This window comes from Allobosea sp. UNC402CLCol, assembly GCF_000745475.1.
Classification (GTDB): domain Bacteria; phylum Pseudomonadota; class Alphaproteobacteria; order Rhizobiales; family Beijerinckiaceae; genus Allobosea; species Allobosea spartocytisi.
Genome location: NZ_JQJJ01000004.1, coordinates 1 through 13,310 on the forward strand (window position 1 = coordinate 1; position 13,310 = coordinate 13,310).

Consider the following 13,310-nt stretch of genomic DNA (forward strand, 5'->3'; position numbering starts at 1 on the left):
CAAGCTTTCGCTCAACCAACCAGGCAAATGGTTCTTGTTAAAACGCAGCACACCGAAGTCTCGTTCGATCCAGGCCGTAGCCCGGATCCGCAAGAACCCCGCCGTCCACGTTTCTCTTTCTATCTTCAATTTTCAAACAGCGGCAGCTTCTACAAAACCGACAGAACTTCATCCGGCGAACCGGCCTCAGCCCCAGCGTCCTTAGGAAGCGCAGAAGAGGCGCCGCTCAGCGGCGGCGCCGTCTCGATGGGCGGTTTATAGGCGGGACCCCCGAGACATGTCAACACGCTCGATGAACTTTTTTTGACGGACCTGTTCGATTTCCTCGGAACGCCCCCTCCCGGCCCCGCGCATCTTTTTTGTTTGGTACGCGCGCGTTGTGCGTGAGCGCGATGCGCGCGCGAGGACCTCTGGTTTCGCAAAACAGCCGCATTCCGCCGGCACAGGGGCGCACGGCACGGCGGATTGATTCCGGCTGCCGACACGGGCATGTTCTCGGGACACCTTCGTTCAGAGCGCGCTCAAGACCGCCTCGCTCCGGCGGGGTTCGCGATCAAGGTCAAGACAGCACACGATGAACGCCCATCCCGAGTTCGCCCAACCGGTCGAGCCGCTTGCCCCCGAGGCAGCGGCTTTGCTGGTCGATCTCGGGATCGAGCCGCCCATTCTCCCGGTCGATTCGCGCCAGCAGCCGCTCGACCGGCGTGGCGTCTCGCTGCGCTGGCTTTTCGCCTGCGCGCTCGTCGGCTCCTGCGGCGCGGCGCTGCTCGGCGCGGCGATCCTGGTCGCGATGCGCGGCGACACCAGCTATCCCGAGCAGCCCGAGATGGTCGCGGTACGTGCCTCCTCGGCGGCGGGGGACGGCGGCGGCGCCCGCAAGGCCGACAAGCTCGTCGCCGATCAGCCGGTTCTCGCGGCGCGCCACACGATGCGCGCGCCGATGTCGCAACGTGTCGGAGACCGCGAGGTCATCCGCGTCAGGCCCTTCGTGCGGCTCGCCACCAACCTGTCGCTGACCACCGGCGTCTATGCCACCAACATCCCGCCCTTCAACCCGTTGCGGCTCTTCGCCGAGGGCGGCCAGCCGGACGAGCGCTATGCCGAGCCGGCCCAGGACACCGCCGACGCCGACGTCACCATCGTCAAGCGTGACCTCGCCGACATCGTCATTCCGCCGGGCAAGCCGCAGCTCGGCGACAGCGAGGTCGTGTCGCAGATCGAGGAGGAGCGCGCCAACGTCGCCTCCGGCCGCCAGCGCGCCTTGCCGATCCCGCCGCAGCTCATGCTGAGCCGCACCTTGACCGGGGCGGCCCCCGTCAATGGCGACATCCTCGGCTATGCGCCCGCGACCGATACGCGCTTTTCGGGCATCGAGGTCCGCGTCGTTCCCGAGAACGTCACCAATGCGCCCAAGACCCCGATCCCGGCCTCGCGCGAGCCGGAGGTCGAGGACAAGCTGGTGATGGCCAAGCGCGGCGAGAATTTCGAGCAGGTGATGCGCGGCGCCGGCGCCCAGCCGGAGCAGATCCGGACCATGATCACCGCCTTCGGCGGCAAGGTGAAGACCGCGCCCCTGCCCGACGGGCAGGTCCTCCAGGTGCTCTATGCGCCGGGACCGGGCGCGGGCGACGCGCGCCAGATCATGCGCGTCTCGCTGCTCACCAACGGCCAGCCGGACGGCATCATCGCGATGAACGACAAGGGCGCCTTCGTTGCCGTCAACATCCCGGAGGCGGCCACGCCCCAGCGCGGCGAGCGGCGCAATGTCGAGAGCGAGGAGGAAGACGAGGATTCCGGCGGCGCCCGGCTCTATGAGAGCCTCTACGAGACGGCGGCCCGCCACGACCTGCCCCGGCCGCTCGTCGACGATCTCGTGCGCATCTTCTCCTATGATCTCGATTTCCAGCAGCGCATCCATGGCGGCGACAATCTGGAAGTGATCTACACCGAGGAAGAGGAAGGCGAGCGGTCCGAGATCCTCTCCGCCAGCCTCACCGTCAACGGCGAGACCCGCCGCGTCTATCGCTACCAGTCGCCGGAAGACGGGCTGATCGATTATTTCGACGATGACGGCAAATCGCTGAAGAAGTTCCTGCTGCGCAAGCCGGTCGCGGAAGGCGAGCTGCGCTCCGGCTTCGGCATGCGCTACCACCCGATCATGCGCTATTCGAAGATGCATACCGGCATCGACTGGGCCAACCGCATCGGCACGCCGATCCTCGCCGCCGGCAACGGCACGGTACTCAAAGCCGGCTGGTCCTCGGGCTATGGCAAGCACACCGAGATCCAGCACGCCAACGGCTATGTCACGACCTATTCGCACCAGTCGAACTTCGCCCCCGGCATCGTGCCGGGGGCCAAGGTCCGCCAGGGCCAGGTCATCGGCTACATCGGCACCACCGGCCTCTCCACCGGCCCGCATCTGCATTACGAGGTGCTGGTCAACGGCAATTTCGTGAACCCCCTCAAGATTCGCGTGCCGCGCGGGCGCGAGCTGCAGGGCCCGACGCTGGCCGAGTTCAAGCGCCAGCGCGACGAGGTCCGCGGATTGATCGAGAAGGCGGGCGGCACCGTCGCACAGTTGCGCTGAACGCATGGCGCGCCGGCAAAACGCGGCGCGCTCTGCTTTCGCCAGTTGACACGAGCCGATAAAGGCGACACCGCGAAACGGCTTCCTGTCCTCGCGGCGTGACCCTGACCCATGCTCGCTTCCCTGCTTGTCGTCCTGCCCGTCTTCGGGCTGATCGGACTGGGCTATTTCGCCCGGTGGACGAAGCTCCTGCGCGAGACGACCGGCGAGGGCCTCTCCGACTTCGTCTTCGTCCTCGCCGTGCCCTGCCTGCTCTTCCGCACCTTGGCTAAGGCGGATATCCCGGCGACCCAGCCCTGGGGCTACTGGATCGCCTATTTCGCCGGGCTCGCCGTGGTCTGGGCTCTGGCGATGCTGATCGCCAGCCGCTTCTTCGCCCGGAAAGGGCCTGAGCTGGTCGTGTCCGGCTTCGCCGCCGCGCAGTCGAACACGGTCTTCGTCGGCGTCCCGATGATCCTGAAGGCCTATGGCGATGCCGGCGCCGTGCCGCTCGGCCTGCTTCTGGCCGTCCATCTGCCGGTGACGATGACGGTCGCGACCCTGCTGGCCGAAGGACGCACGGCCTCGATTCCGCTCCTGATCAAGCGCCTCTTCACCCATCCGATCATCATCGGCATCATCCTCGGCTCGATCGTGCGCCCCTTCGTGGCGCAGATACCGGAGCCCTTCTGGACGCTGGTCGATCTGCTGGCTGGTGCGGCCGTGCCCTGCGCGCTGATCAGCCTCGGCATCGCCATGCGCCGCTACGGGCTGGAATCGGGCCTCGCTTTGCCGACCGTGCTCAGCGGCCTCAAGCTCGGCCTCCACCCGCTGCTGGTCTACTGGCTCGCGACCCGGATCTTCGAGATGCCGGCGCACTGGTCCGGCGTCGCCGTGCTCTTTGCCGCCTGCCCCTGCGGGATCAACGCCTATCTCTTCGCGGAGCGCTATCGGCAAGGCGTGGCCGACGCCTCGAGCGCGATCACCCTGTCCACCTTGCTGTCGCTCTTCAGCACGGCCGCCTGGCTGACGTTTCTCGGCGTCGGGTAGCCCCACGCGGCGAGCCCGCCCGCATTCCGACCTTCAGGCAAAACCTAGCCTCTGCCTGATCGCAGCGGCGGAGACGCCTTGCGCCCGCAACTCCGCCAGGCTTTCGGAGGCGCGACTCTTGGCGAGCTTGCGGCCGTCGGCGTCGATCAACAATGCGTGGAAATGATAGAGCGGCGTCGGCAGGCCGAGCAGGCGCTGCAGCATGACATGAACGTCCGTCGCAGCCTCGAGATCCTGGCCGCGCACGACATGGCTGACGCCCTGCAAGGCATCGTCGGTGACGACCGCGAGATGATAGCTCGTCGGCACATCCTTGCGCGCGAGCACGACATCGCCCCAGCGAGCGGGCTGCACCGGCACGAAGCGGCGGCCGCCCTCCTCATCGAACAGCGCATAGCCCAGGCCATCCCCGGCTTGTGCCAAGGCGCGCGCCATGTCGAGGCGTAGCACATGCGGCTCGCCGGCAGCGATCCGATGCTCCGCTTCGGCCTTGTCGAGCCCCTTGCAAAGACCGGGATAGAGCGGCGCGCCGTCCGGATCGACCGGCCAGGATTTCCCATTTTCGGCCTCCCGTGCAGCGACGGCCGCCCTGATCTCCTGCCGCGAGCAGAAACAGGGGTACACCAGTCCTCGGGCCTGCAGAGACGCAAGCGCCTGCCCGTAATCGTCGAAATGCCCGGATTGTCGTCGCACCGACCCTTCGAAGCAGATACCGAGCCAATCCAGATCCGCGAGGATGCCATCGACGAATTCCGGCCGGCAGCGGGTCAGGTCGATATCCTCGATCCGCAGCAGGAGCCGCCCGCCGAAACGCCGCGCCAGCGCCTCATTGCTCAGGGCCGACAGGGCATGGCCGAGATGCAATCGCCCGTTCGGGCTCGGCGCGAAACGGAAGACGGGCTGCCGGGAATCGGGTGGATATGCGGCCATCGGTTCGATCTTAGGCTATGCCGTTCTAGAAGAGCCATCCGCCGGGGCCAAGCGCTGCTGACGGGAGGCGTCCCGCCTGCCAGCCATCCTGAAGCCCATGACCGAACGAATCACCTGCAACGCCGATCTCGAAGAAGGCATGGCCGCGCTGGCCGCGCTGCATCCGCATTGGCGCGCCATCATCGATCGTACCGGCCTGCCGCCGCTCAGGCTGCGCGAGGGCGGGCTGACCGGGCTTGCCGGCATCATCGTCTCGCAGCAATTGTCCGTCGCGAGCGCGCGGGCGGTCTGGAACCGCTTCGAGAGCGTCTTCGTGCCGCTGACGCCCGAGCGCCTGCTGGCCGCGACCGATGACGACATGCGCCTCTCGGGGCTGTCCCGGCCGAAGCAGCGCACGCTGCTGGCGCTGGCGGCGGCGCTCGCCGAAAAGCGTCTCACCTTCGAGGCGCTCGAAGGCATGAGCCCCGAGGAGGTCCATGCCGAGATGACCGCGATCTCCGGCATCGGCCCCTGGACGGCGGATGTCTATCTGCTGTTCTGCCTCGGCCATCGCGACGGCTTCGCCGCCGGCGACCTCGCGATCCAAGAGGCGGCCCGCCATGCCTTCGCCCTCACGGCCAGGCCGAAACCTGCCGAGCTCGCGGCGATGGCGGAGGCCTGGCGGCCCTGGCGCGGCGTCGCCGCGCGCCTGCTCTGGGCCTATTACGCCGTGCTGAAGCGGCGCGAAGGCATCAACGCTTAGGGTATGCTGCTTTTCGAAGGGGAGCGCGGTTCACCCCGGACAGAGCCCTTGGGTCCGATCTTCGATCGGCTCAAGGATAAACTCCGCGAAGACCCAGGACCCGTGCCCGACGCCCTATCGAAGGCGCTCCGGCATGGATCCCGGGTCAAGCCCGGGATGACAGCCTGGTTCCGTCGAAAACCGACAAGCCCTGAAGATCAGCTGCGCGCGACCTTCAGCGCCGCCTGAGCCCCGGCGCGCAGCATCCCGCTGTCGCTCATCACCGTGACCATGCGCGCGCCCATGGCGAGGCCGGCCTTGGCGCGCTCGGCGGTCCCGGCATAGAGCGCCACCGGCTTGTTCACCGCCGAGGCCCGGGCCACGACATGCTTCAGCGCCTCGTCCACCTCGCGCGCGGCCGCGTCGACCTTCGCACCGCCGAACAGGGCGATCGAAAGGTCCGAGGGGCCCACGAAGAGCGCATCGATCCCCTCCAACGCCAGGATATCGTCGACGATCGCCATCGCCTCGCGCGTCTCGATCATGGCGAAGGTCATGGAGAAGCCGTTGGCCTGCCTGAGATAGCTGTTCTGGTCGAGGCCGGAGGCGCCAAGCCCGCCATAGCTGCCCCAGCTGCGCTCGCCGAGCGGCGGATATTTGGAGTAGGCGGCGAAGCGGCGCGCATCCTCCATGGTGTTGATCATCGGCGCGATCACCCCGGAGACGCCGGAATCGAACAGCTTCGAGACGTTCTGGAACTCGCCGACCGGGATGCGGGCGATCGCCGGCTTGCCGGCCGCATTGATCAGCGGGATCGCGCGGATGACCTCGCCGAGCGTGATCGGCCCATGCTGCATGTCGAGCGTGACCGCATCGAAATCCTCCTGCGCGAGAATGGCGGAGACCGACGGATCGGGCAGGCCGCACCAGGCCGAGACGACGGTCCCGCCTTTCGCGAAGCGATCGGCGAGGGAGGACAGGACGGTGGGCTTGGCCATGATGGGGTGATCCGCTTGGAAGCCCGCTCTCGACGAATGGCGGGCGTCCGCAACCTGAACCGGCGGCACCCCAAAAAGCAAACGGGCGCCCATGCGCCCGCTTCAATCTCGCCTTGCGTAAACCGGGAGGCGGCCAGGCATCGGCCCGAAAAGCGGAACGCGGTTTTCGGAAAAAGCCGATGCAGGATCAAAGAGCTCTAGCGCCCGGCCTGGATCTCCTCGGCCGCCTGGATCAGCAGCTCGGCCATCACCCGGCGGATCTCCGTCTCCGGCACGGCGACATCGCCCAACGTGAAATCGTTCTTCACCTTGCGCAGCACGTCCTCCTCGCCGGCCTCCTCGAAATCGGCCACGACGACCGCCTTGGCATAGGCGTCCGCCTCAGCGCCGCTCTTGCCCAGCTTCTCCGCCGCCCAGAGTCCGAGCAGCTTGTTGCGCCGTGCGGTAGCCTTGAAGCGCAGCTCCTCGTCATGGGCGAACTTGTTCTCGAAGGCGTCCTTGCGCTGGTCGAAGGTCGTCATGCGGCGTCGGGCTCCTGTGCGGGGCTTGAGATGGCGTCGTCGTCCCTCATATAGGGCGGCGCCCCGGCAAGAGCCAGTCTCGGCCGCGGGCGAGGACGCTTTTAAGGGCTTTCAGCCATCCGGCAGCGGGGCCGGAGGCGATTTGTTGCGTTTGCGGGCGAGACACTCCATATAGCAGGCGCATGGCGCCCTTCGGCGCGAAGCGAGAAACCGGCTCGACGCCGGTCCGCGATCCCCGACGGATCGCCCGGACCGGAGCGAACCGGCCGACACGATCAGGGGCCAAGATCCCGCCGCGACAGTCATCGCGTCCAGTGAAGGGCCGACCTTTGGATTTCCTCAAGCCACGGTACATCCCCATGAATCGCCGCCGTCGCATCTACGAAGGCAAGGCGAAGGTCCTCTATGAGGGGCCGGAGCCCGGTACGCTGATCCAACATTTCAAGGACGACGCCACCGCCTTCAATGCGAAGAAACACGAGGTGATCGACGGCAAGGGCGTGCTCAACAACCGCATCTCCGAGCACATCTTCTCGAACCTCAACGACATCGGCGTTCCCACGCATTTCATCCGCCGGCTGAACATGCGCGAGCAGCTCATCCGCGAGGTCGAGATCATCCCGCTCGAGATCTGCGTGCGCAATGTCGCCGCCGGCTCTCTCTCGACCCGCCTCGGCCTCGAGGAAGGCACGCAGCTCCCGCGCTCGATCATCGAGTTCTATTACAAGAACGACGCGCTGAACGATCCGATGGTCTCGGAAGAGCACATCACCGCCTTCGGCTGGGCGACGCCGCAGGAGATCGACGACATCATGGCGCTCGCCATCCGCGTCAACGACTTCCTCTCCGGCCTCTTCCTCGGCGCCGGCATCCGCCTCGTCGACTTCAAGATGGAGACGGGCCGCCTCTGGGAAGGCGAGATGATGCGCATCGTCGTCGCCGACGAGATCAGCCCCGATTCCTGCCGGCTCTGGGACATCAAGTCGAAGGACAAGATGGACAAGGATCGCTTCCGCCGCGACATGGGCGGCCTGATCGAAGCCTATTCGGAAGTCGCCCGGCGCCTCGGCATTCTCGGCGAGAACGAAAACCCCGGCCAGAGCGGCCCGCGCCTCGTGCAGTGAGCGCCGTCACCCGGCCACAATCGCAGACGAAGCGGGAGCGCATGCGCTCCCGTTTTCATGTCGCGCCCCTGTTCCTCGCGGCGAGCCTCCTGCTCGGCGGCTGCGCCGACCAGTACGGCGCCGGCATCGCCGAATTGCCGGCATCGGCCGGCTGGCACCGTCTGCCGATCGGCTCCTGGGTGCTGAATGACAGGCTCGAAGCCCGCGCGATGGTGTTCTGCCCGCGCGACGCCTGCCCCCGCCAGGGCTTTGCCGCCGTCATTTCCTTCGAGGGCGCCGAGGCCCGCCGCATGGAGCAGGCGCTCTCGGAAAATCCGGCCGAACTCGCCCGCTCCTTCGCGCGGCTCAAGGCGGAGAAGGCGGCTGCCAAGGCAGCCGAACAGCGCAAATCCGGCAAGAAGCCTCAAAAGCCGGCACCGGAACGCAGCGTGACCGACTATGCGCGTTTCGATACCCCCGAGGCCAAGGGCGTCCTCGTCACGATCCGCGCCAAGGATGCGCCCTCCCGGCAAGGCGTCACGGCAATCCTCTACGCCCGCGAGAACGACCGCCTCGTCGTCGCGCTCGCGGTCAGCGACGAGGCCGAGGCGGCCAAGCGCGAGGCGCAAGCCGCCTGGCGCAGCCGCTGATTCACGTGAAACCGCCGGAAACGGCTGAGCCCGCCCCGATTCGCACAGAACCAGCAAGCTGAGCATGCCCTGATCGCAAAAGTGGTTTCCACTTTTGCGGAACATGCTCTAAGGCACCCGCAAACAGCCCGCGCTCGGAGAATGCCATGAAAGCCCGCGTCACCGTCACCCTGAAGACCGGCGTGCTCGATCCGCAGGGCAAGGCGATCGAGGGCGCGCTGAAGTCGCTCGGCATCGACGGCGTCGGTTCGGTGCGTCAGGGCAAGGTCTTTGACATCGAGCTTGCGACCGCAGACAAGGCCGCCGCCGAGGCGGCACTCAAGGCCGCCTGCGAAAAGCTCCTCGCCAACACCGTGATCGAGAACTACCGCGTCGAGATCGGAGCCTGACCGATGAAAGCCGCCGTCATCACCTTTCCGGGCTCCAACCGTGACGGCGACGTCGCCAAGGCGCTGAAGCAGGCCGGTGCCACCGTCAGCCATGTCTGGCATGCCGATACCGAACTGCCTGGTGGGACCGATCTCGTCGTGCTGCCGGGCGGCTTCTCCTATGGCGACTATCTGCGCACCGGCGCCATCGCCGGCCGCGCCCATATCATGGACGCCACCCGCGCCCATGCCGCGCGCGGCGGCTATGTGCTGGGCATCTGCAACGGCTTCCAGATCGCCTGCGAGGCGGGGCTGCTGCCCGGTATCCTCGTGCGCAACGCCCATCTGAAATTCGTCTGCAAGCGCCAGCACCTCACGGTCGAGCGCAACGACACGCCCTATACAAGCGCCTATGCCAAGGGTCAGGCCATCGACGTCTGCATCGCCCATGGCGAGGGCAACTACATCGCCGATCCCGAGACACTGGCCCGCCTCGAAGGCGAGGGCCTCATTGCCTTCCGCTATGCCGATGCGCAGGGCAAGGTCACGGCCGAGGCGAACCCGAACGGCTCGCTCAACAACATCGCCGGCATCTATTCGCAGGGCTTCAACGTGCTCGGCCTGATGCCGCACCCGGAAAACCTGATCGATTCGCTGGTCGGCGGCACCGATGGGCGCGGCCTGTTCGAGAGCCTCGTCGCGGCCAAGGCCGCCTGAAACCAGCGCCACAAGCCGTCATTCTCGGGCGAAGCGAAGCGCAGACCCGAGAATCTCACGACAAGAAGGCGCCGGTTGAAGAGATGCTCGGTCAAGCCCGAGCATGACGGCTGTTCGTCAGCTTCCTTTCAGCGCGCGCTGGAGCAGCCTCGCCGCCGCCGCCTGATCCAGCGGGCCGACATGCTTGTCGAGGATGCGCCCGTCCGGACCGATCAGGAAAGTCTCCGGCACGCCGTAGACGCCCCATTCGATCGCGGCGCGGCCGCCCTTGTCGGCGCCCACCGCCGAAAAAGGGTTGCCGAGCGCGCCGAGGAAGCGGCGGGCATTCTCGGCCTCGTCCTTGTAGTTCATCCCGACCAGCGCGACCTTGCCCTGCTTCACCGCATCCGTCTGCGACAGGCCGACGAGCACGGGATGCTCGACCTTGCAGGGCGCGCACCAGCTCGCGAAGACGTTGACCAGCGTCGCCCGGCCCTGGCCCAGATCGGCATTGCCGAAAGCCGGGACCGGCTGGCCGCCCCGCGCCAGACCCTCGACCGGCGTCAGCGCGATCGCCGGCGCGGTCTTGCCGATCAGTGCCGAGGGCACGCGGCTCGCATCGCCGGAGAACAGCCCGATCCCGAAGACGATGGCGAGGCCGCCGAACAGGATCAGCGGCACCAGGAACAGGAGCGGCGAACGGCGGCGCGGCGCGGCCTCGCCTTCCATCGTCGTCTTCGCCTGCTGTTCGGTGCCCGCCGAACTCATGCCGCCTCTCCACCCTGGCGGCGGCGCCCGGCGCCGCGCTGCTCCAGCGCGGCGAGAGCCCGCTTCTGCGCACGGTGATCGCGGATGATCGAGAGCGTCAGCCCGGTGAGGACGACGGCGACCGCCGCATAGGCGGCGAGGATGAAGCCGGCATGCGGCCCGAGGCTCGTGGCCAGCGCGGTCATGCCGGCGCTCCCTGCGCCGACAGCCGGTCGAGCCGCTCGGCCTCGAGGATCGTCAGGGTCCGCACGCGCCGGCGCATGATCTCGGCGCGCATCGCCAGCATGTGCAGCGTCAGCGCGAAGAGCGTGAAACCCAAGGCCAGGATCAGCAGCGGCCAGAGCATGGAGCCATCGATGGTCGAGCCGCCCATGCGGAAGACCGAGGCCGGCTGGTGCAGCGTGTTCCACCAGTCGACCGAGAACTTGATGATCGGCACGTTGACGAAGCCGATCAGCGTCAGGATCGCGACCGCCCGCCCCGCCCGCGAGGGATCGTCGAGCACGCGCCAGAGCGCGATGATCCCGAGATAGACCAGGAACAGGATCAGGACCGAGGTCAGCCGGGCATCCCAGACCCAGTAGGTGCCCCACATCGGCTTGCCCCAGAGCGCCCCGGTGACCAGGCAAACCAGCGCGAAGCAGGCGCCGATCGGCGCCGCCGCCTTCTGCGCGACATCGGCGAGCGGGTGGCGCCAGACCAGCGTGCCCAGCGCCGAGACAGCCATCATCGCGTAGAACATCATGGCGAGCCAGGCCGCCGGCACATGCACGAACATGATGCGGATGGTCTCGCCCTGCTGGTAATCGGGCGGCGCCACGAACCAGGCGAGATAAAAGCCGACGACCAGCAGCAGCGCCGACACGCCCGCGAGCCACGGCAGGAGCGCGGAAGACAAGCGCATGAAGCGCGTCGGGTTGGCGAGGTCGATCAGGCTGGCCATGTCATCTGCAAACGGTGCCATCGGGCACGGGCGCCGCAGCAATAGCAATCCCGGCCCCGTCACGGCAATGCGCCGCAGCCTCGCTGCGACATCACGAAGCTGCTGGCGCACGAATCAGGCAGTCCCGAGGCAAGCCCTTCGAAGGCTTGATCTTTTCCGATTTTGGCTCGAGAGGCGCCGTTGCGTCAACCGCGTGCCCTACGGTATCACATTGAATATATTACAGATTCAGAACTCTCCGCTTGCGGGGAGAGCGCTCGCATTCTACCGTCGGGAACCGATGGGGGGACCACCATGGAAATGCGTTTGTCCGACGCGGTCCAGCGCGAGGTCGAGCTTGCGATTCGCTCGAAAGCGAGCCAGTCGCTCGTCGTAGACGTCTACGCGACGGCCGAGGAAATCCAGCGCGAGCACGATGTCGGCGGCATCGGCCTCGATGCCATCGCCGACACGGTCGCGCGGCTTGCGGCGCAATGCGGCTGCGCCGTGGAGCTCGACCACCACGGCCGCGGCGCCGCTCACTCCGGCTGACGCAGCGCGGCTGCCGCCGCCAGCGTGCCGACCACGATCGCCGCCAGCGACAGCGCGACCAGGATCAGGAACGGCGTGCGGAACGGCACCGTTCCGCCGAGCGCCGCATTCGCGGCCGAGACCCCGAAGATCAGCACGGGGATCGTCAGCGGCGCCACCAGCACCGGCACGATCAGCCCGCCGCGCCTGAGGCTCGCCGCCAGCGCCGCACCGGCCGCGCCGATGAAGCTGAGCGCCGGCGTGCCGACCAGTAGCGTGGCGAAGAGCGGCAGCACCGCCTCGCCCGGCAGCGCGACGAGGAGCCCGAGCAGCGGCGAGACGAGCGCCAGCGGCAGGCCCGTGGTCAGCCAATGCGCCAGCCCCTTGGCCAGAACCGCCCCTTCCAGCGGCAGCGATGAAGCCCGCATCAGCTCGAGCGAGCCGTCCTCCTCGTCGCTCTGGAACAGCCGGTCGAGCCCGATCAGCACGGAAAGCAGCGCCCCGAGCCACAGGATCGCCGGGCCGATCCGCGACAGCAGGTTGAGGTCCGGCCCGAGCGCGAAGGGAACCAGCACGACAAGCGTCAGGAAGAAGACGAGCGCGAGTTCGCCGCCGCCGCCGGCACGCGCCGCCAGCGCCAGATCGCGTTTCAGGATGGCGATGAAGGCGCGTCTCACGGCCCGATCCTGAGTTCGCGCGCTTCGTCCAGCCCGAGCGGCCCATGCGTCGCGGCGAGAATCGCGCCGCCCATCAGCAGATGCGCGCGCATCAGCCCGGTGAGCATGGCCTGCGAGGCGGTATCGAGCGCCGCCATCGGCTCGTCGAGCAGCCAATAGGGGCGCCGCGACACCAGAAGCCGCGCCAGCGCCACCCGGCGCCGCTGGCCGGCGGAGAGGTAGCCGACCGGCAAGGTGGCGACATGGGCGAGCCCGACGGCCTCCAGCGCCGCCTCGGGCGACGCCGCCGGACTGCCGAGCAGATCCTGCGCGAAGGCGAGATTCTCCCGCGCCGTCAGCGCCGTCTTCAGCCCGTCGCGATGGCCGACGAGGTGGCTGAGCTCGGGAAGTTCCGCCTCATCCGCCCCCTCGATGCGGATGCTGCCGCCATCAGGCCGCAACCGTCCGCACAGCATGGCGATGAGGCTCGACTTACCGGCGCCGTTGCGGCCGGTCAGCGCCAGCGCCTCGCCATTGCCGAGCGACAGGCTCACGCCATCGAAAATCAGCCTGCCGCCGCGGCGACAGGCGAGATTCTCGACGCGGAGGCGCGAATCCTGGAACGGAGTTTGCGTCAAGGCAGCAATGCCGCCGATGCATTCGACCACATTTCGTTCATGTAGCGCGCTTCTTGGAATTGCTCTATAGAACCCGCGGCTACGCCGCACGCCGATCCGGCGCGGGGCCCGGGCACTCCCGGGGCGGCGCGCGCGCCACGCGCATTAGGCCTTCGAACGGCAGCGTCCGCAAGGGCAGAAACCCTTGGA

Annotated in this window: 17 protein-coding genes; 9 read left to right on the forward strand and 8 right to left on the reverse strand. The window is 67.6% G+C overall.

The window, feature by feature from the left end; genetic code table 11:
* From GY40_RS28105 to GY40_RS01425, 3 genes are all read left to right on the forward strand, one after another.
* Window positions 1-261, forward strand: a 261-nt coding sequence (locus GY40_RS28105) for a hypothetical protein (protein ID WP_210166036.1), incomplete at its 5' end; no start/stop codon positions are given.
* 313 nt (window positions 262-574) lie between these two features.
* Window positions 575-2,590, forward strand: coding sequence for a M23 family metallopeptidase (locus tag GY40_RS01420; protein WP_081925054.1), 2,016 nt, complete (start codon window positions 575-577; stop codon window positions 2,588-2,590).
* A gap of 111 nt (window positions 2,591-2,701) precedes the next feature.
* Window positions 2,702-3,619, forward strand: a complete 918-nt coding sequence (locus tag GY40_RS01425; protein ID WP_038358097.1) for an AEC family transporter — start codon at window positions 2,702-2,704, stop codon at window positions 3,617-3,619.
* Between the two features lie 33 nt (window positions 3,620-3,652).
* Here the strand turns inward: GY40_RS01425 and gluQRS are convergent, their stop codons facing one another.
* Window positions 3,653-4,549, reverse strand: coding sequence for a tRNA glutamyl-Q(34) synthetase GluQRS (gene gluQRS / locus GY40_RS01430; protein WP_038358098.1), 897 nt, complete (start codon window positions 4,547-4,549; stop codon window positions 3,653-3,655).
* Between the two features lie 97 nt (window positions 4,550-4,646).
* On the opposite strand from gluQRS, the gene GY40_RS01435 reads away from it, so the two are divergent.
* Window positions 4,647-5,291, forward strand: coding sequence for a DNA-3-methyladenine glycosylase family protein (locus GY40_RS01435; RefSeq protein ID WP_038358099.1), 645 nt, complete (start codon window positions 4,647-4,649; stop codon window positions 5,289-5,291).
* A gap of 197 nt (window positions 5,292-5,488) precedes the next feature.
* Here GY40_RS01435 and GY40_RS01440 read toward each other — a convergent pair whose 3' ends face one another.
* Window positions 5,489-6,268 (reverse strand): HpcH/HpaI aldolase family protein, encoded by a 780-nt coding sequence (locus GY40_RS01440; RefSeq protein ID WP_038358101.1) that lies wholly within the window; start codon window positions 6,266-6,268, stop codon window positions 5,489-5,491.
* A 197-nt stretch (window positions 6,269-6,465) separates the two neighbouring features.
* On the reverse strand, window positions 6,466-6,789 hold the full coding sequence (locus GY40_RS01445) for a DUF1476 domain-containing protein (RefSeq protein WP_038358103.1): 324 nt from the start codon (window positions 6,787-6,789) through the stop codon (window positions 6,466-6,468).
* Window positions 6,790-7,118: 329 nt separating this feature from the next.
* Here GY40_RS01445 and purC point away from each other — a divergent pair, with 329 nt between their 5' ends.
* The 4 genes from purC (at window position 7,119) to purQ (ending at window position 9,627) form a co-directional block, all read left to right on the forward strand.
* Window positions 7,119-7,913, forward strand: coding sequence for a phosphoribosylaminoimidazolesuccinocarboxamide synthase (purC, locus tag GY40_RS01450; protein ID WP_038358105.1), 795 nt, complete (start codon window positions 7,119-7,121; stop codon window positions 7,911-7,913).
* A gap of 41 nt (window positions 7,914-7,954) precedes the next feature.
* The gene (locus GY40_RS01455; RefSeq protein ID WP_038358107.1) at window positions 7,955-8,542 is read left to right on the forward strand and encodes a hypothetical protein; all 588 of its coding nucleotides are present in this window, start codon (window positions 7,955-7,957) and stop codon (window positions 8,540-8,542) included.
* A gap of 146 nt (window positions 8,543-8,688) precedes the next feature.
* Window positions 8,689-8,931 (forward strand): phosphoribosylformylglycinamidine synthase subunit PurS, encoded by a 243-nt coding sequence (gene purS / locus GY40_RS01460; RefSeq protein ID WP_038358108.1) that lies wholly within the window; start codon window positions 8,689-8,691, stop codon window positions 8,929-8,931.
* Window positions 8,932-8,934: 3 nt separating this feature from the next.
* Window positions 8,935-9,627 carry a phosphoribosylformylglycinamidine synthase subunit PurQ gene (gene purQ / locus GY40_RS01465; protein WP_038358110.1) on the forward strand — a complete coding sequence of 231 codons (693 nt, stop codon included), beginning with the start codon at window positions 8,935-8,937 and terminating at the stop codon, window positions 9,625-9,627.
* Between the two features lie 117 nt (window positions 9,628-9,744).
* On the opposite strand, the gene GY40_RS01470 is transcribed toward purQ, so the two are convergent.
* Genes GY40_RS01470 through GY40_RS01480 form a run of 3 tightly spaced genes read right to left on the reverse strand, consistent with a single transcriptional unit; the run spans window position 9,745 to window position 11,317 of the window.
* Entirely contained in the window at window positions 9,745-10,374 is a 630-nt protein-coding gene (locus GY40_RS01470) for a DsbE family thiol:disulfide interchange protein (RefSeq protein WP_081925055.1), read from the reverse strand.
* Complete coding sequence (ccmD, locus tag GY40_RS01475; protein WP_038358112.1) at window positions 10,371-10,559, reverse strand: heme exporter protein CcmD; 189 nt, start codon at window positions 10,557-10,559, stop codon at window positions 10,371-10,373. Before ccmD ends, GY40_RS01470 begins: the two co-directional genes overlap by 4 nt.
* Entirely contained in the window at window positions 10,556-11,317 is a 762-nt protein-coding gene (locus GY40_RS01480; RefSeq protein WP_038358114.1) for a heme ABC transporter permease, read from the reverse strand. The genes ccmD and GY40_RS01480 overlap by 4 nt, the downstream gene beginning before the upstream one ends.
* 294 nt (window positions 11,318-11,611) lie before the next feature.
* Between GY40_RS01480 and GY40_RS01485 the strand changes: the two genes are divergently transcribed.
* Window positions 11,612-11,848, forward strand: a complete 237-nt coding sequence (locus GY40_RS01485) for a hypothetical protein (protein WP_113254767.1) — start codon at window positions 11,612-11,614, stop codon at window positions 11,846-11,848.
* Here GY40_RS01485 and ccmB read toward each other — a convergent pair.
* Window positions 11,836-12,504 carry a heme exporter protein CcmB gene (gene ccmB / locus GY40_RS01490; protein WP_038358118.1) on the reverse strand — a complete coding sequence of 223 codons (669 nt, stop codon included), beginning with the start codon at window positions 12,502-12,504 and terminating at the stop codon, window positions 11,836-11,838. The genes GY40_RS01485 and ccmB overlap by 13 nt on opposite strands.
* Window positions 12,501-13,121, reverse strand: coding sequence for a heme ABC exporter ATP-binding protein CcmA (ccmA, locus tag GY40_RS01495; RefSeq protein WP_038358183.1), 621 nt, complete (start codon window positions 13,119-13,121; stop codon window positions 12,501-12,503). The genes ccmB and ccmA overlap by 4 nt, the downstream gene beginning before the upstream one ends.
* Window positions 13,122-13,310: the final 189 nt, after the last annotated feature.

Bases quoted from the DNA above. Each gene is read 5' to 3' on its own strand.
- purQ (WP_038358110.1), top strand. From the start codon at position 8,935: ATGAAAGCCGCCGTCATCACCTTTCCGGGCTCCAACCGTGACGGCGAC.
- gluQRS (WP_038358098.1), bottom strand. From the start codon at position 4,549: ATGGCCGCATATCCACCCGATTCCCGGCAGCCCGTCTTCCGTTTCGCG.
- GY40_RS01445 (WP_038358103.1), bottom strand. From the start codon at position 6,789: ATGACGACCTTCGACCAGCGCAAGGACGCCTTCGAGAACAAGTTCGCC.
- GY40_RS01435 (WP_038358099.1), top strand. From the start codon at position 4,647: ATGACCGAACGAATCACCTGCAACGCCGATCTCGAAGAAGGCATGGCC.
- GY40_RS01440 (WP_038358101.1), bottom strand. From the start codon at position 6,268: ATGGCCAAGCCCACCGTCCTGTCCTCCCTCGCCGATCGCTTCGCGAAA.
- GY40_RS01470 (WP_081925055.1), bottom strand. From the start codon at position 10,374: ATGAGTTCGGCGGGCACCGAACAGCAGGCGAAGACGACGATGGAAGGC.
- GY40_RS01485 (WP_113254767.1), top strand. From the start codon at position 11,612: ATGGAAATGCGTTTGTCCGACGCGGTCCAGCGCGAGGTCGAGCTTGCG.
- GY40_RS01455 (WP_038358107.1), top strand. From the start codon at position 7,955: ATGCGCTCCCGTTTTCATGTCGCGCCCCTGTTCCTCGCGGCGAGCCTC.
- GY40_RS01420 (WP_081925054.1), top strand. From the start codon at position 575: ATGAACGCCCATCCCGAGTTCGCCCAACCGGTCGAGCCGCTTGCCCCC.
- purS (WP_038358108.1), top strand. From the start codon at position 8,689: ATGAAAGCCCGCGTCACCGTCACCCTGAAGACCGGCGTGCTCGATCCG.
- ccmD (WP_038358112.1), bottom strand. From the start codon at position 10,559: ATGACCGCGCTGGCCACGAGCCTCGGGCCGCATGCCGGCTTCATCCTC.
- GY40_RS01425 (WP_038358097.1), top strand. From the start codon at position 2,702: ATGCTCGCTTCCCTGCTTGTCGTCCTGCCCGTCTTCGGGCTGATCGGA.
- GY40_RS01480 (WP_038358114.1), bottom strand. From the start codon at position 11,317: ATGGCCAGCCTGATCGACCTCGCCAACCCGACGCGCTTCATGCGCTTG.